General features: G+C 41.0%; 21 protein-coding genes and 1 tRNA gene. 10 read left to right on the top strand and 12 right to left on the bottom strand.

Annotated features, from left to right (window positions below):
• Positions 1–3: 3 nt before the first annotated feature.
• The 5 genes from hpf to mgtE all read left to right on the top strand — a co-directional run bounded on the left by hpf (position 4) and on the right by mgtE (position 3,449).
• Entirely contained in the window at positions 4–291 is a 288-nt protein-coding gene (gene hpf, locus JIG37_RS20645) for a ribosome hibernation promoting factor (RefSeq protein ID WP_054554158.1), read from the top strand.
• A gap of 3 nt (positions 292–294) precedes the next feature.
• Entirely contained in the window at positions 295–747 is a 453-nt protein-coding gene (ptsN, locus tag JIG37_RS20640) for a PTS IIA-like nitrogen regulatory protein PtsN (protein WP_054554157.1), read from the top strand.
• Positions 748–1,593, top strand: coding sequence for an RNase adapter RapZ (gene rapZ / locus JIG37_RS20635; RefSeq protein ID WP_138601999.1), 846 nt, complete (start codon positions 748–750; stop codon positions 1,591–1,593).
• 13 nt (positions 1,594–1,606) lie between these two features.
• On the top strand, positions 1,607–1,879 hold the full coding sequence (locus JIG37_RS20630) for an HPr family phosphocarrier protein (protein ID WP_054554155.1): 273 nt from the start codon (positions 1,607–1,609) through the stop codon (positions 1,877–1,879).
• A gap of 211 nt (positions 1,880–2,090) precedes the next feature.
• A complete protein-coding gene (gene mgtE / locus JIG37_RS20625) occupies positions 2,091–3,449 on the top strand; it encodes a magnesium transporter (protein ID WP_054561109.1) in 1,359 nt (452 codons plus the stop codon).
• 77 nt (positions 3,450–3,526) lie between these two features.
• Here mgtE and JIG37_RS20620 read toward each other — a convergent pair whose 3' ends face one another.
• Both JIG37_RS20620 and JIG37_RS20615 read right to left on the bottom strand, forming a co-directional pair.
• Positions 3,527–5,704 (bottom strand): YgiQ family radical SAM protein, encoded by a 2,178-nt coding sequence (locus tag JIG37_RS20620; protein ID WP_199530185.1) that lies wholly within the window; start codon positions 5,702–5,704, stop codon positions 3,527–3,529.
• A 121-nt stretch (positions 5,705–5,825) separates the two neighbouring features.
• Positions 5,826–8,021 (bottom strand): EAL domain-containing protein, encoded by a 2,196-nt coding sequence (locus tag JIG37_RS20615; protein WP_054554152.1) that lies wholly within the window; start codon positions 8,019–8,021, stop codon positions 5,826–5,828.
• Positions 8,022–8,198: 177 nt separating this feature from the next.
• Here JIG37_RS20615 and JIG37_RS20610 point away from each other — a divergent pair, with 177 nt between their 5' ends.
• Both JIG37_RS20610 and JIG37_RS20605 read left to right on the top strand, forming a co-directional pair.
• A complete protein-coding gene (locus JIG37_RS20610) occupies positions 8,199–8,777 on the top strand; it encodes an SRPBCC family protein (RefSeq protein ID WP_054554151.1) in 579 nt (192 codons plus the stop codon).
• Positions 8,746–9,633 (top strand): TIGR03899 family protein, encoded by an 888-nt coding sequence (locus JIG37_RS20605; protein ID WP_138601923.1) that lies wholly within the window; start codon positions 8,746–8,748, stop codon positions 9,631–9,633. The genes JIG37_RS20610 and JIG37_RS20605 overlap by 32 nt, the downstream gene beginning before the upstream one ends.
• Before the next feature lie 33 nt (positions 9,634–9,666).
• Here the strand turns inward: JIG37_RS20605 and JIG37_RS20600 are convergent, their stop codons facing one another.
• From JIG37_RS20600 to JIG37_RS20560, 9 genes are all read right to left on the bottom strand, one after another.
• On the bottom strand, positions 9,667–10,434 hold the full coding sequence (locus tag JIG37_RS20600) for a TIGR04219 family outer membrane beta-barrel protein (RefSeq protein WP_138601926.1): 768 nt from the start codon (positions 10,432–10,434) through the stop codon (positions 9,667–9,669).
• Positions 10,435–10,438: 4 nt separating this feature from the next.
• On the bottom strand, positions 10,439–11,425 hold the full coding sequence (locus JIG37_RS20595) for a DUF2333 family protein (RefSeq protein WP_054554148.1): 987 nt from the start codon (positions 11,423–11,425) through the stop codon (positions 10,439–10,441).
• Positions 11,426–11,433: 8 nt separating this feature from the next.
• On the bottom strand, positions 11,434–11,940 hold the full coding sequence (locus JIG37_RS20590; RefSeq protein WP_166339589.1) for a copper chaperone PCu(A)C: 507 nt from the start codon (positions 11,938–11,940) through the stop codon (positions 11,434–11,436).
• 80 nt (positions 11,941–12,020) lie between these two features.
• The gene (locus tag JIG37_RS20585) at positions 12,021–12,347 is read right to left on the bottom strand and encodes a hypothetical protein (protein ID WP_199530184.1); all 327 of its coding nucleotides are present in this window, start codon (positions 12,345–12,347) and stop codon (positions 12,021–12,023) included.
• A 9-nt stretch (positions 12,348–12,356) separates the two neighbouring features.
• Positions 12,357–12,563: a PspC domain-containing protein gene (locus tag JIG37_RS20580; RefSeq protein WP_166339652.1), complete on the bottom strand. Its 207-nt coding sequence runs from the start codon at positions 12,561–12,563 to the stop codon at positions 12,357–12,359.
• 10 nt (positions 12,564–12,573) lie between these two features.
• Positions 12,574–13,248, bottom strand: coding sequence for a PspA/IM30 family protein (locus tag JIG37_RS20575; RefSeq protein WP_166339599.1), 675 nt, complete (start codon positions 13,246–13,248; stop codon positions 12,574–12,576).
• Positions 13,249–13,497: 249 nt separating this feature from the next.
• Positions 13,498–14,475: a tRNA dihydrouridine(20/20a) synthase DusA gene (gene dusA / locus JIG37_RS20570; RefSeq protein ID WP_199530183.1), complete on the bottom strand. Its 978-nt coding sequence runs from the start codon at positions 14,473–14,475 to the stop codon at positions 13,498–13,500.
• A 235-nt stretch (positions 14,476–14,710) separates the two neighbouring features.
• Positions 14,711–15,190 (bottom strand): hypothetical protein, encoded by a 480-nt coding sequence (locus JIG37_RS20565; protein WP_199530182.1) that lies wholly within the window; start codon positions 15,188–15,190, stop codon positions 14,711–14,713.
• 97 nt (positions 15,191–15,287) lie between these two features.
• On the bottom strand, positions 15,288–15,908 hold the full coding sequence (locus JIG37_RS20560; protein ID WP_138601917.1) for a MarC family protein: 621 nt from the start codon (positions 15,906–15,908) through the stop codon (positions 15,288–15,290).
• A 94-nt stretch (positions 15,909–16,002) separates the two neighbouring features.
• On the opposite strand from JIG37_RS20560, the gene JIG37_RS20555 reads away from it, so the two are divergent.
• The 3 genes from JIG37_RS20555 to JIG37_RS20545 all read left to right on the top strand — a co-directional run bounded on the left by JIG37_RS20555 (position 16,003) and on the right by JIG37_RS20545 (position 17,400).
• The gene (locus JIG37_RS20555) at positions 16,003–16,437 is read left to right on the top strand and encodes a transcriptional repressor (protein ID WP_054554141.1); all 435 of its coding nucleotides are present in this window, start codon (positions 16,003–16,005) and stop codon (positions 16,435–16,437) included.
• Between the two features lie 73 nt (positions 16,438–16,510).
• Positions 16,511–16,978, top strand: coding sequence for a chemotaxis protein CheX (locus tag JIG37_RS20550; RefSeq protein WP_054554140.1), 468 nt, complete (start codon positions 16,511–16,513; stop codon positions 16,976–16,978).
• Positions 16,975–17,400 (top strand): secondary thiamine-phosphate synthase enzyme YjbQ, encoded by a 426-nt coding sequence (locus JIG37_RS20545; protein WP_054554139.1) that lies wholly within the window; start codon positions 16,975–16,977, stop codon positions 17,398–17,400. The genes JIG37_RS20550 and JIG37_RS20545 overlap by 4 nt, the downstream gene beginning before the upstream one ends.
• An 83-nt stretch (positions 17,401–17,483) precedes the next feature.
• Here the strand turns inward: JIG37_RS20545 and JIG37_RS20540 are convergent.
• A tRNA-Gly gene (locus tag JIG37_RS20540) sits at positions 17,484–17,559 on the bottom strand.
• Between the last annotated feature and the right edge of the window lie 150 nt (positions 17,560–17,709).

Genomic DNA, 17,709 nt, shown 5'->3' with positions numbered 1-17,709 from the left:
CTTATGCAACTAAATTTAACTGGTCGTCACGTAGAAGTCACTGATTCATTAAGAGACTATGTAAACACTAAGTTCGCAAAACTAGAAAGGCATTTTGATCATATTAATAATGTTCATGTCATTTTAGATGTAGAAAAATTAAGCCAAAAAGCAGAAGCAACTTTACATGTAAACGGAGGCGAGTTGTTCGCTTCTACAGAACATCAAGATATGTACGCAGCAATTGACTCATTGATCGATAAACTTGATCGCCAAGTCATTAAGCATAAAGAGAAATTAGCTCGACATTAAATTATGAAACTTAGTTCACTTACTAATCAGGACTGCAGCAAAGCTGCGGTCCTTTTTAATAGCAAAAAAAGAATTCTTGAGTATATTAGCGAGTTAGCTCACCAGCAGTTTCCTCATTTATCTCAACAAGATATCCTAGATGCTTTTCTGAACAGGGAAAAGTTAGGTAGTACAGGTATCGGCCGAGGAATAGCTATTCCCCACGGTCGAATGAGTGGTGCTGATGAACCTCATGCATTTATTATTGTCAGTGAATCTCCCATCAATTTTGATGCGATAGACAATCGTCCCGTTGATATTTTTGTGGCACTCATCGTACCAGATGGCGATTGCCAGTTGCACTTGAAGACCTTGTCAACAATTGCTGATAGACTTAAAGATAAAGATTTTTGTAAACAGTTGCGAAGTGCTACAAGCGATCAGCAACTATTTCAAGTAATTGCATCAGAGGCATAAATGGAATTAATAATTATCAGCGGTCGCTCAGGCTCGGGGAAATCGGTCGCTTTACGAGTTCTTGAAGACTTAGGCTACTACTGTGTTGATAATATTCCTGTCAACCTACTGCCTTCGCTCGTGCGAAGTGTTTCTGATAATTATGACAAAATTGCCGTCAGTATCGACGTACGTAACTTACCGAAAGAGCAGCAAGAGTTTAATGATATTCTTGAGTACCTGCCAGGTTTTGCAAACCCAACACTATTCTACCTAGATAGTGATGACCAAACCCTAATTAAGCGTTTTTCTGAAACTCGCCGTTTGCATCCATTATCGATTGATTCTTTACCGCTTGATCTTGCCATTAAACAAGAAAAAATCCTGCTGGATGTGCTGATCACCCGCGCTGACTTTATGATTGATACCACTGATTTGAGTGTTCATCAGTTAGCAGAATCAATTCGTGAAAAGATTTTAGGTAAGAAAGATAAAAAACTGATTATTACGTTTATGTCGTTTGGTTTTAAGCATGGTATTCCAAAAGAAGCTGACTACGTTTTTGATGCACGCTTTTTACCGAACCCACACTGGGAGCCTGATTTGAAGCCATTAACCGGCCTCGATCAGCCTGTCAGGGATTATTTAGCTAGCCACAGCATAGTGCAAAAGTTCACTTGGCAGATTCAAACCTTTGTACAGACTTGGTTGCCACATCTAGAGCGCAATAACCGCAGTTACCTAACCATTGCAATTGGTTGTACAGGAGGCCAACACCGTTCTGTTTACTTAGCGCAAACAATTGGTGAAAGCTTTTCTAAAACTCATGCTAATGTAAAAATTCGCCACCGCGAACAAGATATCTAACTAGGCACCAACAATGCACGCTGAAGATACCTTTTTAATTCAAAACAAACTTGGCTTACATGCTCGCGCTGCGACTGTTTTAGCGCAACTAGCACTGCAATTTGATGCCAAAATTACACTTTTTCAAGATGAGAAAGAAGCTGAAGGCGACAGCGTGTTAGCGTTAATGCTCCTTGAAAGTAGTCAAGGAAAAGAGGTTCGTGTTGTATGCGAAGGTCCTGACGCTGACGCTGCATTAACGGCAATCGGCGAATTAATTGCGCAACGCTTTCACGAGCAAGAATAGCATTTGCTAAGACTTCAAGGTTTACGGTAAACTTACTTCGGATATTTAAAATTCCCTTTAAATATCCTACTTTTATATCGCTCGCTTTTCTAAATTACAAAACTCTTAATAAATTTATCGCAGTGCGACGATATCTCTGCAAATACACTACAAAGCAACTATGCTGTATTTGCATAGCCTATTTAAACTTTTTTCAGTTGTAAGGACGCCAATGCCAGAAGCCTTTGAACAAGATTACCCACTACAACAACTCAAACAAGTGACCAAGTCACTCAATAGTGGTCAATTTGTTCAAGTGCGCGGCATGTTAGCCAAAACGGCACCTTGTGATACAGCCCTTTTACTTGAGTCTTCTCCTCATAAAATTCGTCGTATGCTTTGGCAGCTGGTTGACCCAGATGTCCGTGGTGATGTTCTAGAGGAACTCTCTGAAGATGTACGTCTTGGCATTATTGCCCAGATGGAGCCTGAGCACATTGCTGCTGCTACAGAAGATATGGACGACGATGACTTAGGTGAGGTTTTACGTAGTCTTCCTGATACCGTATATCAAGACGTTGTTAGCGCGATGGACTCGCAAGATAGAGAAAGGGCAACTCAAGCGCTTTCTTATCAAGAGCGCTCAGCCGGTGCCCTGATGAACAGCGATACGGTAACCATTCGCCCTGACGTTACTCTCGATGTTGTACTGCGCTATTTACGCTTACGAGGTGAGCTACCAGAGGGTACCGATGACTTATATGTAGTTGATAAGCATAACTGCTTTTTAGGCGCGCTTTCATTAACTACATTGCTGACCAGTCCTTCAGATAAAATTGTTCGTGATTTAATGGATGAAGACTGTGAGTCAATCCTAATCTCTATGGATGAAAGTGATGTAGCGCAACTGTTCGAGCGTCACAACTGGATTTCAGCCCCTGTTGTGGATGATAACGCTCACTTGCTTGGTCGTATTACCATCGATGATATCGTTGACGTAATCCGTGAAGATGCAGAGCACAGCATGCTAAGCCTCGCTGGTCTTGACGACGAAGAAGATACCTTTGCGCCAGTGCTAAAAAGTTCGCAGCGTCGCTCTATTTGGCTTGGGGTTAACTTATTAACCGCATTGCTAGCAGCAATTGTGGCAAGCTTTTTCGAAAACACCTTAGCAATCTTACCTATTTTAGCGGTACTCAATGGTATCGTCCCTTCAATGGGGGGTGTTGCGGGTAGCCAAACCTTAACCCTGGTTATTCGTGGTATAGCGGTTGGCCATATCAACCAAACCAACCAACGCTTCTTATTACTCAAAGAGCTGGCGATTGGCGCACTGAATGGTATTATTTGGTCGATATTAATTGCTGGAGTGGTTGCCCTATGGCAATGGGACTTTAAGCTCGGCGCAGTACTGGCCTTTGCAATGTTTATGAACCTTGTTGCCGCAGGTATTGCAGGTGCAAGCATTCCATTAATTCTTAAGAAAATGAAAATTGACCCTGCCCTCGCCGGCAGTGTGGTACTGACAACAGTGACGGATATTGTCGGTATCTTTGCCTTTTTAGGCACCGCAACCTGGCTATTGATCTAATACCAATTCACAATAATACTTAATTAAGCGAATTGGTATAAATAAAAACGGCCCTTTAAGGGCCGTTTTTATATCTTTTACTTTGCACGCTGCTTATTTTTACCTACTCTAGGTTTGGTATTGGCCTTTTTAAACTGGCTAAAACCGGTATGACGAGTCAGAGCTGCACGGCCTTTACCGCCCTTACCTTTAGCAGTTTTCTCGTTTCGACCTTCTTCAGGAACCAAACAATTCGGCCCTTTACCAATTAAATTCGCTTTGCCCATTTTTCTTAGTGCTTCACGGATCATCGGCCAACCAGCAGGATCGTGGTATCGTAAAATCGCTTTGTGTAAGCGACGCTGGCGTGCGCCTTTTGGAACAGGCACTTGCTCAGTATTGTTCTTAATATTGCGCAGAGAGTTCATCTCAGTGTGATAAATTGTGGTTGCATTGGCCATCGGCGATGGATAAAAGTTTTGTACTTGATCAAGCTTAAAGTCATGAGCCTTTAACCATAGCGCCATATTCACCATGTCTTCGTCTTTCGTTCCTGGGTGAGCAGAAATAAAATACGGGATCAAATACTGCTTTTTACCCGCTTCTTTTGAGTATTTATCAAATAGCTCTTTAAACTTATCGTAAGCTCCCATGCCCGGCTTCATCATCTTAGACAATGGACCATCTTCAGTGTGCTCAGGGGCAATTTTTAAGTACCCGCCTACGTGATGGGTAACCAACTCTTTTACGTAGCGAGGGTCTTCTACGGCTAAGTCATAACGTACGCCAGACGCGATCAAGATTTTCTTCACACCTTTTACATCTCGAGCTTTTTTATAAAGCTCAATCGTTGGGGTGTGATCCGTGTCCATGTGCTTACAGATATCAGGATAAACACATGATAAACGACGACACGTGCTCTCTGCCTTTTTGCTCTTACAGCGCAACTTATACATATTCGCGGTCGGTCCGCCTAAGTCAGAAATAACCCCAGTGAAGCCCGGTACTCTGTCACGAATTTGCTCAATTTCATCAATAATTGATTGCTCAGAACGGCTTTGAATAATACGTCCTTCATGTTCTGTTATTGAACAGAAAGAACAACCACCAAAGCAGCCTCGCATGATGTTCACCGAGGTTTTAATCATTTCATAAGCTGGGATTTTTTCATCGCCGTAGCTTGGGTGCGGAATACGCTGATATGGCAAACCAAATACGCCATCCATTTCTTCAGTTTCAAGCGGAAATGCAGGCGGATTTACCCAAATAGAGCGGTCGCCATGGCGTTGAAATAACGCACGCGCACAACCTGGGTTTGTTTCTTGGTGCAAAATACGCGAGGCGTGAGCATAAAGCGGTTTATTCACACTTACTTGCTCATACGCAGGCAGCTTAACGTAGGTCTTTTCCCATGGCTTAGGGCGAGCAGGCTGAATCGTGATTGGTTTAGCCGCCTCGGCACTTAAATCGATACCTGCTTTTTTAAATTCAGATTTACTACAACCCACATCATCTGCGCCATACGGGTTTGGAATTGGATCAATCTTACCGATTTTATCAATTGCAGTTGAGTCACTACCGCGCCAACCCGGTAATGGTTCTTTACGAATAACCGCAGTACCACGAATATCTTGAATTGTCTCAACCGACTCACCCGCAGCAATACGGTGGGCAACTTCAACAAGTGGGCGCTCAGCGTTACCGTATATTAAAATGTCAGCTTTAGCATCAAACAATACACTACGGCGTACTTTTTCTTGCCAATAATCATAATGAGCAATACGGCGTAAACTCGCCTCAATACCACCAATGATCAACGGCACATCTTTATAAGCTTCGCGACAGCGTTGGCTGTATACAACTACCGCACGGTCAGGACGTTTACCGCCTATGTTACCCGGCGTATAAGCGTCATCATGACGCATACGCTTTTCAGCAGTATAACGGTTGATCATCGAGTCCATATTACCCGCTGTAACACCAAAGAATAAGTTAGGCTTACCTAACGCCATAAAGGCATCTTTTGAGTTCCAGTCAGGCTGCGCAATAATACCCACACGAAAACCCTGTGACTCAAGCATACGCCCAATCACAGCCATACCGAAGCTTGGGTGATCTACATACGCATCACCACTGACAAGGATCACGTCACAGCTATCCCAGCCTAACACGTCCATTTCTGCACGAGTGGTTGGTAAAAATGGCGCCGTGCCATAGCATTCAGCCCAATACTTAGGGTAAGAAAACAGGCCTCGCTCGGCTTTTAATGCGCTCATAAAGTGTACTCTGCTAACAAAAGGGGCGAATTATACCTCAGTCTTATAGATTATTATAGAAAACAAAACGCCCTTCACATTGGAGGGCGCTGTTTAATTTGTATGCACTGACTGGAACTGGCTATTGCTTAGCTTGCAGGTAAGTAATTAACTCTTTTTCTGGCATAGGCTTAGCGTACATGAAGCCTTGCACTTCATCACAGCCAAGCTGAGCTAAATAATCTGCTTGCGCTTGTGTTTCAACCCCTTCTGCAATGGTTTTTAAGCCTAACCTTGCGCCAAGAGAAATAATTAACGCAGCAATCGCCTGACAATCTTGACCAGGTAAATCTTTGATAAAGTCGCGATCAATTTTTAGTCTGTCTAATGGTAGTTTTTGCAAATAGCTTAACGACGAGAAGCCAGTACCAAAGTCATCAATTGCAATCTCAATACCAAACTCTTTAAGTTCTTTTAATGTGGTGATCACATTAGCTAGCTCATCCATAACCACGCTTTCGGTCACTTCGAGTTCAATAAACTGCGGTTTTACATCGTATTTAATAAGCGTGTCTTTTACTTGTTGAGCATAGCCTTTAACTTTAAACTGCGGTACTGAAACATTTACGGCAATGCTGATTGCAAAGCCCATTGCTTCAAGGCGCTTTTGCTGCATACATGCTTGTTCTAACACCCATTGCCCTATATCAACAATTAAACCGGCATCTTCAGCCATCGGAACGAAAATCGCTGGTGAAATATACTGACCATTACCTGATGGCCAACGCAGTAGCGCTTCACAACCTATGATTTCTAGAGTATTTAAATCAAGTTGCGGCTGAAACCAAACCTCTAATTTACGTTGTTCGAAGTCTTGACGAAGCTGTCTAATGATCCCTAAACGCCAAGCCATTTTCTCTTCCATGTCTGGGGTATAAGTCACCACCGTTTCAGCAGATTGTTTTTTAGCTTGGTTTAAAGCAATGTAACCTAGTTTTAAAGTCTCGATCCCTGCTTGCTGAAAGTCACCTTGATAACATAAGCCAATGTTAAAGTTGATTGGCAAAATATGCTCGCCAGCATTAAATGGTAAACTTAAATGCTCACGAAGTAACTCAATATCGCATTTATCAGCAGCCAACAACAAACCGAAAACATCTGCACCAATGCGCGAGATAAGCTCTGCATTAGGGTATTCTTGTTGTAGCCTATCAACAATTGCATTTAGTAATAAATTACCGATTTCTTGCCCTAAGCCATTGTTGATATCAGAGAATTGCGAAACATCAATTAGTAAAAAGACAAAGTCATTTTTGCCCGGCTGGTAATAGCGCTCCACCTTATTCATAAAATCGTTACGATTCGATAAACCAGTTAATACATCTTTATAAGCTGCATCACGTAAACGGTTGAATAATCGAACATTATCAAGACCTACACTGACGTTCGTTAAGAATATCTCTGCAAATTGCAGTTGTGAAGGACTTGGCGTGTGCTCAGTTTCAAGGTAAATAGCTGCTTGGCGGTTTTTGCTTTTTAATAAATACGTACTGTCTACATCTGTATGCTGATGTTCACCTTGGGCTAGGCAGTTATTGACTTGCATGATAATACGGCCATCATCAAGTTGTTCAATGCCTTGACCTATAAACTCATTGTATTCAGCGCAGCCACCTAGCACATAAACCTGATTGTCATCTTCAATTGAGCCGCACAATAGCCCTTGTGGTTCGCAATCTAAAATAATCGAAAGCTGCTTAATAACCGCCATCGAAAACGCTTTAATATCAGTAAAACCAAGAATTGCCTTAGATGCATACAAAATATTATTTAAAGCACGGCTTTGAAATTCGAGCTGACAAACTTGTTCATAAGAGCGAATTGCTGTTACTAGGGCTGTGATAAGTTTACTACGTGTTAGTTCTGTTTTTGTTTTGTAGTCGTTGATATCGTATTCACGAATCACTTTTTCTTCAGGTGCATAACCTGGTTGACCGGTACGTAAAATAATCCGCACATTGTGATTATTGAGGCACTCTCGTACCTGCTTTACAACTTGCAGGCCAGCATCATCTGATTCCATAACCACATCAAGTAAAATTACCGAAATGGAATGGTTACTTTTAAGTAATTCGAGCGCTTCTGAACCTGAATAGGCGTGGTGGAATCGTAAGCCTTTATCCCAGAACTCAACGCCAGAAAGCGCTAACTTAGTCACTGAATGTATCTCAGGATCGTCGTCGACTATTAATACGTCCCAAAACTCAGAGACAGTCTCTTCAACAAGCTGCTCCTCATCTTGGTCACTAAACAAAAAGTCGTTACTTTCTGATGCCATTAATAATTCCTTAGAGCAACCCTAGTAAAAATACCAACATTTTACAGTGATGCATAAAATTCTCTCAGTCACTTAACTATGATACATTTATCAGAACATATATAGTCATATCAGATAAATTATAGCCTAGGTTACGTATAATGTTATGAAAGATATAAAACTATTGCCCGAGGTAAAATGATAAAATTTTTTGTTTTAACTCTAAAAGCCCTATTTCTCAGTGCGCTAGTTATGCTTGTCGTTGGGCTATTACTTTCTCAACGCTATACGGTTCATAAATCAATACAGGTCACTGCTAGCAGCTCAGAAATAGCGAAACTAGTCGGTGACTTTAATCAATGGCATAAATGGCAACCATGGAAAAGCGTAGATCCCAACATCAAGTTTACGGTTTTAGAGCCAAGCCAAGGCGTTGGGGCACACCAATTTTGGCAAAGCCGTTTCGGCGATGGCGAAATGACAATAACACAACAGAATAATGAACAACTTACTTTTAATATTTTATTTAATAAAGAGCATATAGCCCAAGGAACGATCCAATTTACAGGTGCAGGTAATGAAATAAATATTGAGTGCTCGTTACAAGGTGAAGTAAATACTCCTATCATTGGTGGCTACCTTGCATTATTAAGCCAGTATATTCTCAACAACACAGTGAAACTGGCGCTCAATAACATCAAAACCCATGCACAGTTAGCAACAACAAACAAGGCTATTGCTCCCAATGACAGTGAAAGCGGCTCAAGCGAGAGTTAATCTTGCTAATATTATAGAAAATCAACTTGGCTACCCGATTCATAAGGCATCATCGGCTAAGATTAACCATGCGAGCGATGATAGCTACTCGGCACAAGGTCAGCAGCAATTAGCCTATCAGATTAAAGCGCAAGCAAGCTTATTGGAGCGCGCCCACACTCGCCAAGAAATTCAATTTATTAAACGCCAAGAAAACATTGAAACCATCATGGCGATGGCTATGGCGTTTTGCCCGGATGTCACGGGTCAACAACAGCCCGATTTTGATTGGATAGAGCGATTTATAAGTTTATGTGAAGACACAGCTAATTCCTCAATGCAAAAGCTGTGGGCAAAAATTTTAGCAGGTGAAACAGTATCGCCAGGCACCTTTTCGATTAAAAGCCTACAAACCCTTAAACACATGACTCAACGTGAAGCAGATGCTCTTCAGCGCTGTACATCATTGTGTGGATTCAACGAAAAAGACAACAGCCACTTAATTTTACTCGGCTTTTACAAGAAACCCTCGCTGTTTGATTTACTTAGAAAAGGTAATAAGGTGTCATTTAACTTAGGGAAAACCCCTGTTAGCTTTCCTGACATTCTGACCCTAATGGATATTAACTTACTGTATCGAAAAGAAATCGAATCGGCGGTTTTAAAAGCTGGTCAAGAACTAATACTGAGCTTTATGAATCAACGCTTGGTTTTAAAAGCAAAAAGTAATGACTTAGTACTCAGTTACTATAAATTTACCCAGACTGGTGACGAGTTAAGAAAGCTAATCGCATCACCAATAAACAAAGCTTATAAGCAAATACTGGCAACATCATTAGAAGATGAATTTGAAGTTAGCTGGCAAGCTTTAAAGTAAAGCCGCCAGCTAAAAATAAATCGAAAAATTCGATTAGAAATGAACTTGAATACCTGCAAACGGGCCCGATGCATCTAAATCTGTGTAGATATCATCAATATCATCAAGCTCTAACGTCATTGAGCGGTAACCCGCTTTAATATCCATATCGATTGCTAAGTTATCAAGTAAAGCGTATGCAATACCCGCTTGGTAATCTTGGACTTTACTATCGTCGATAGCCAGTAGGCTACCTTCAAAGAAAACGCTTAAACCCGTTAATGGTAAACCAACTTCAGCACGGCCATACACTAAAGGTACGAAACCAGAAAAATCAACACGCTCAGTCGTGTTTTGGCCACCTTCTTGAGATGTACCAGTCACAACAATTTCACCATCAAATTGTTTAGCATTTACACCTAAATCAATTGAAACCAAATCATTATCAAAGATTTCGTAGTATAGAATGTAGTCGACATGCGATAAATCACTCACAGTGCCTACTTGTGTGCCTACAACGTAATCAGAACCACCAAAACTAAACGTTTCATCAAGTGTTGTATCACCATTTAACTCAAGTTCAGTGTATTTTAGTTTAATGTTTGGTATTAACGGCACTGGGTGCTCAAGTGCTGCGTAGTAGCTCGTGAACGTTTCATCATCAAATTTAAAGCTTTGTAGATTTCCATCTTGAGCAAAACTACCACTGTTATCTGATTGCCAACCATCAACACCTAGGTATAAACCTAATAATGTATCAGCTTGTGCTGTTGGAGCTAAACAGGCCATTGAAAGGGCAGCTGCTAAACAGTACTTTTTCATCATTTTATCCTTGCGCTAAAAGTTCGCTAAGTTCAATTAGAGCCGCATTGGCTCGAGAAATATAATTCGCCATGACCAGTGAGTGGTTAGCTACAAAGCCAAAGCCACTGCCATTTAAGATCATTGGGCTCCACACTGTTTCTTGCGTAGCCTCTAATTCACGAATAATTTGTTGCAGACTAACACGAGCGTTTTTCTTTTCTAAGACATCGGCAAAATCATATTCAACCGCTTGCAAAAAGTGTAGTAATGCCCACGTTGCACCACGCGATTCATAAAACACATCATCAATTTGCCACCAAGATGTTTTCACTTGGTTCTGTAAAGGAGCATAAGTTGCTTGATGAGCCGCGGTATCACCTGCTAAATCTGTATTCAAACGATCTTGACCAACACTTGCACTTAAACGCTGGCTCAAGCTGCCAAGACGTTTTTCTGCTTCTTTTAGCCAGCCACGTAAGTTATCTGCACGCGCATAAAATTGACTATCACGATCGTTCTGATCGGCAATTTGAGTGCGGTACACAACGAGTAAATCAATGCCTTTTTGATACTCAGTTTCAGCACTTGGCCATGCCCATGCTACCGAGCTAATATTAAATTGCGGTTGTGCTTTTTTTAACGCTTCGTGTTCAGTTGATTGAGACTGCGAACGGCTGAAATCTTTACGCATCGACAAGACTAAATCGCGGGTCATTTCAAGCGCGCCATATTCCCACGCAGGCATGTTATCCATCATTACGCTCGGTGGCATCATATCGTTAGATAAATAGCCGCCAGGCTTATTTAATAATGTACTTGCTACATTGATCAACGTTGTGGTTGTTGTATAGCCTGTTACAAACTTTTCACCACGCATCTGCGCTTCTTGTTTAGCCTTACTTACAACATCCATACGAGCTGGTTCACTACTCCAGTAAACAGCAATCGCGTAAAAAATAATTAATATAATAAGTAATGCACTGGCTATTTTTCCTTTATGCTCAGACATAATATCTCCTAGTGATGTGAGTGCCCTTGACTTTTTTGTGATGCCTGTTCAGACATTTCTTGTAAAGACACAACTTTAGCTTGAGTAAAAACTCGATTGCCGTCATTAAAATATAGCGTGAGTTTGCGCTCTTGCCCTGCTTTTAGCTGCTCTTCAGGTTCAAACACCATTAAGTGATAACCACCTGGTTTAAATTCAACACTGCTGTGACCATCAATTTTTAATGATAAAACCTGTTCCATTTTCATCATGCCATCAACATGAGTATGTTGATGAATTTCAACACGACCTAAACCATCAAGCTCTGCTTTAGTTAACACTGTTGCGTGTTCACTTGGGTTAGTAATGGTCAAATAAGCAACACTTGCTTTACTGGCTGGTAAAAATTCACGTACCTGCGCGTTACTTACAGTAACTTCGGCAACATCGCTGTGGTCATGACCACTATGGGCAGATGAAAAAGTACTAAAGAATAAGCTTGCGGTAAGAAAAGAGAGTGCGGGCCACAGTTTCATTATGTTTTAATCCTTGTTAAGACATTAACTTACCCGCTAAATTTAGCATATTTTATGTATTAAGGCAGTTTATTCGTACCTTAAGCTGGCGATTTTTTGTTATCGGCAATCAACCAGCATAATGCCGCGATAAGTAAAAGTGGCCATGCAATCATTACTGAGCCAAATAAAAACGCAAGCACAACACCAATCAAAGCAACAACACCTGCGCCAAGTAGGCCAATTGTAAATAACGCCACACCTGCAACGACGGCAATGACTGCCACTATTACACCGATGACTTCAAGCCCAGCCCAACTCATGTCAGCAATTGACAATGGTAATTGCCATGAGTCAAAGGAAACAAATGAAACTGCATCAGTGCATAGTAATAACATTGCCAAAATGATGATAGCTAACGTTTTCATGCTCTACTCCTAATAACCTTTCAATGGTAAAGTGCAATGAGCCACTAAATAACCCACGCCGATTAACAGCGGCATTTGAATAAGTAGTATGATCATGACCAAGCGTGTCGACCATACTGGGAATCCCAAGCGCGCAGCGAGTCCGCTACACACACCCGAGATCTTTTTGTTACTTAGATCACGGTACCAACGTGTCGATGTGTGATAAGTATTCATCATTAACCTCCTAAGCCGACTGCTTCATCATTGCTTTTAAATCAGCAAGCTCTTTATCGATTGCTTCATCTTTCTCAAGGGCTGCGATTTGTGCTGCTGTTGAATTTGCAGCATCACCTTGTGTAAGTTCATACGCTTCCACTTGCGACTCAATGTTTTCAACACGCTGCTCTAAGTAGTCAAAACGTGCTAATGCATCTTCAACTTTACTGCTATGCAGCTGCTCTTTTACTTTTAAGCGTGCTGTAACAACGCGTTCTTTTTGCATGTAAGTCAGCTGTTTGGCTTTTGCATCTGCAAGCTTGTTTTGTAAACGCTGACAATCCTCTGTCAATTTAGCGAGTGACTCTGCCACTTTATCCATTTCAGCTTGTTGTGCTTCGATTTCTGTCGTTAAACGCTGCTTTTCAACTAATGCTGCTTTGGCAAGATCATCACGATCTTTACTCAACGCTTTTTCTGCTTTCGCTTGCCAGTCTGCTACTTTCGCTTGTTTCGCTGCAATTTCACGCTTCATTTGTTTTTCTTGCGTTAAAAATGTCGCAGCAGTTGCACGGCATTCAGTCAGGGCATCCTGCATTTCTTGCACGAGTAGATTAAGTAACTTTTCAGGATCTTCAGCTTTGTCTAATGCTGCAGAAAGGTTTGCCTGAATAATGTCATTTACGCGATTTAATACACCCATGTGACTCTCCTGTTGATTATTGGGTTAATACAGCTAGGAGATTCCAATTCTTGTGCCAACTAACGAATAAAATAAATTTATTATTTATATACAATGAGTTAGATTAATTAAATTTAGATTCAGGCTGACTAGTGACTGAATGAAAAATAACTAATTTGACTAAATAATTAACTTTTTCACTAAATTTTAGGATCAAAAAAAGCCACAAAATGTGGCTTTTTAATAGGCTATTTTTAATAGGCTTTGTGATTAGGCTTCTGGGACAAAACTTAAAGCTTTATCCATAACAGATAAATCGGCCGCTTTACCATGGCCTTTTTCTGAAAGGTGGCGTCTGAAACCACGCGCACCAGGTTGACCTTGGAAAATCCCCAACATATGGCGAGCAATATGCCAAAAGTTAGCGCCTTTGCTCATTTCATCTTCAATATAGTCATACATCGAGCGTACAACCTGATGACGACTTAGCGTAAAGGCTTCACCACCATAAATATTTTCGTCGACCTCAGACAAAATAAACGGATTACTATACGCCTCACGACCAATCATGATGCCATCAACATAATCAAGGTGAGCCACACTATCAGCAATTGTTTTCACGCCACCATTTAAGCTTAAGTGTAGTTGCGGATAATCTTTCTTCAACTGATAAACGCGCGGGTAATCCAGAGGTGGGATCTCACGATTCTCTTTTGGGCTTAAGCCATTTAACCACGCTTTACGCGCATGAATAATAAAGTCATCACAACCAACATCATGACTCGCTTCAATTAAAGCACATAAAAACTCATACGAGTCTTGCTCATCAATACCAATGCGCGTTTTAACTGTAACAGGAATAGTCACTTCGGCCTTCATTGCAGCAACGCAGTCAGCAACCAGTTTAGGCTCAGCCATTAAACAAGCACCAAAACGACCATTTTGCACACGGTCAGACGGACAGCCAACATTTAAATTTACTTCATGATAACCGCGCTCTGCTGCTAACTTTGCACACTTAGCCAACGCTTCAGGATCTGAGCCACCAAGTTGCAATGCCACTGGCCCTTCATGCTCATTAAAGTGTAAGTAATCGCCCTTACCAAATAATATAGCGCCGGTTGTCACCATCTCAGTGTAAAGCACAGCATGCTTAGTCATTTTGCGGTGAAAGGTTCGACAGTGACGATCAGTCCAATCTAACATGGGTGCCACGGAAAAACGGCGGTTTAATGTCGTTGTGCTCATAACATGGCCCCTTTAAAGATCAATGCATTTACTTGCAACTTAAATTACCTAATACGATTAACGCTTAATATAGCGATGACACATACCTTTAGGCATGCACCGAAATGAAAAATTGCAGCCATTATACCACCGAAGCTAACTCCCGGCATGGCTTAATCGAAGATCAGATGATGAAAAGAGACGAAGAAGTGTACTGCAATCTCACTTCTTTGAAGAATAAGCAAAAATGGAAAGGTTACATCTTCACTTCATTTAGAAGATGTTCAAGATTTTGGCCCGTAAGCTCTAAAACAGTAATTTCGAGTTCTTTGTAATCCTCATTTTTCAGGTTAACTAGCTTAGCACCAACAGCTATTCGTGCGATTTTCTCAACGGGGTCTATTTCTACAATTTCAATTGATGCTCGCGTGTCGTGATCTTTTGATTGCACATAATACTCGCTAAAGAAGGTACCATCAGCACGGACATTTGGATTACTGTCAGACACAGACTGCAGGAGCCTGCCTTTCTTTAAATCACTTTTACGAAGTGAGAAGCTATATTCTGCCACATTAGCATGACCAACAATTACAGTTACGGCGCTTTCACCATTAATTTTAAAATCATGGTCTGTTACTTCGATGACTTTTAGCTTACCACTATCATAGGTCGGCTCCATGCAAGCACCTAAACTAAAAATCAGAAAGACAGATACAACGACATTTTTGATTAGCATTCTTTGTTCCTTAAATTTTATATTGCCTTCTTTAAAGTTAGATAAAAGAAGGCAATTATTCAAAGTTTAAATCACTGAAAATGCACTTTAAATTAAACTACGCGACGACACTTAAACCAAAATAGTGAGCAATACCACCTAAGATATTAGTCACCGCCACTGACGATAGAATTAAACCCATCACCCGGCTAATGATACTTGCGCCACTATCGCCTATTAACTTATGAACATGCGTAGCAAGTAGAAGTAAAACCAACACAATTACTAATACCAAAAGCATGATTGAGGAAGTTATAAGCTGTTCATACCAAGTGTATTCGGTATTTCGGGTCATTAGTACTGCACCAAGCATGGCACCCGGACTGGCAATAGAAGGAATCGCCAAAGGAAAAATAGCGGTTTCAGTGCTATCACGAACGCTTTTTATCTCTGTTTCAGGTTTACTTTCACCAAATATCATCGACAGTGCAAAAAGTAATAGCACAATTCCTCCGGCAATCTGAAACGCCGAAAGAGGAATGTTAATCGCGTTTAAGAGTAGCTCACCTGCAACAACAAAAAATAATAAAACCAGCGCCGAAACGCCAACCGCTTTTAAAGCAACTTTGCGTTTGAACTTAGCATCATCCCAGCGCGTAACAGCAATAAAAACGGGAACTGTGCCTATTGGATCGATTACCGCAAAAAAGAAAATGAATGCCGCTAGCAATTCACTCATTAATCAAACTCCCTAAAAACGTGTTAGCGAATAAAAACACTGCAACTACAATACAGTATGTTAGTATATCACGGTAGCGTAAGGATAAGAGAAGATGAATATAGAATCACTCGTCAGTAAAGCAAAACAAGTATGCGATAATCGTGGTGCTCGTTTCACACCCATCCGTGAAAAAGTATTCCGCCTATTAGCTAGTGCGCAAGGTGGTGTGGGTGCTTATGACCTATTAGAACAACTTAAATTAACTGAATCAGGCGCAAAACCAGCCACTATTTATCGAGCGCTCGATTTCTTATCGGAACTTGGCTTTATTCATAAAATTGAAAGCACCAACTCATTTATGTTGTGCCATCATTTTGATCACATCCACCCTGTACAATTATTAATTTGTGATAGCTGTGGTTATGTAAAAGAATTACATTCAACAGTAATTTCTCATGAACTTAATAACTTAGCAGCTGAAAGTGGATTTATTGTCTCTGGACAAACAATCGAAGCGCATGGTAAATGCGAAAAATGCAAAGAATAAGTGCGGTGTTTGAAACAACCACTACACTTAAAGTATGATTAACGGCATTTCGAAACCTAAGGGAAAATAAATAATGAATGTGGAGTTCATCAACCCTTTTTTATCATCATTATTAAATGTATTGAGCACTATGGCTCAAACAGAATTAAAGCCGGGTAAACCTAGTTTAAAGAAAGACGAACTAGCCCGTGGCGATGTATCAGGTTTGATTGGTATGGTTGGCCCACAAACTAAAGGTTCACTTTCAATCACCTTTGATGAAAATCTAGCTCTGACCATTATGGAAAGAATGCTAGGTGAACGCCCTGATACGGTAAATGAAGAAGTAACCGACATGGTAGGTGAAATTACTAACATGGTAACAGGTGGCGCAAAAAATCTACTTGGCGAAAAAGGCTATGAGTTTGATATGGCAACGCCAGTTGTAGTGTCTGGTAAGGGACATACAATTGCTCATAAATGTGAAGGTGCCAAGGTATTAATTCCATTCACGTCAGCTGATGGTAACGCCAATATTGAAGTTAGCTTTGATAAACTATGAGCTGGCAGCAAAAAACCATTCAATTGAAGCCTCGCTCACGAGGCTTTCACATCATTGATGACGAGCTACTTCGGCAACTTCCAGAGATAACACAATACAAAGTCGGCTTATTACATCTATTCATTCAACATACGTCTGCAAGCTTAACTATTAACGAAAATGCAGATCCTACAGTAAGAATGGATATGGAAAGTCACTTCAATCATTTTGTGCCAGAACGACAAAGTTATTACCGCCATGATTATGAAGGCGATGACGACATGCCTGCCCACATAAAAAGCAGTACATTAGGTGCTGAACTCACTATTCCAATTAACCAAGGCCGTTTAATGCTTGGTACCTGGCAAGGTATCTATTTAGGCGAACACCGAGATCATGGCGGTGTAAGACGCATTGTCGCGACGATTCAAGGTCAGATCTAAAACTAGCTGTAAGCTGTAAGCTGTAAGCAAATCTTGCTATTAACTAAATTATTTAAGAAAGTGTTTTGGGATTTTTTAGAGATTGGAGCGGCACACGAGGCTCGAACTCGTGACCTCAACCTTGGCAAGGTTGCGCTCTACCAACTGAGCTAGTGCCGCATAAATAAGTTGTAAGCTGCAAGTTTCTAGTTTCAAGCTAATGCTTTCAACTTTCCCCTTGAAACTTAAGCCAATTTCTTTTGGTGAGAAATTGGAGCGGCACACGAGGCTCGAACTCGTGACCTCAACCTTGGCAAGGTTGCGCTCTAC

It is taken from the genome of Pseudoalteromonas sp. bablab_jr010 (assembly GCF_016464105.1).
GTDB lineage: Bacteria > Pseudomonadota > Gammaproteobacteria > Enterobacterales > Alteromonadaceae > Pseudoalteromonas > Pseudoalteromonas simplex.
The sequence above is the reverse complement of the archived record's forward strand: the minus strand, read 5'-3'. Positions and strand labels throughout refer to the sequence as shown.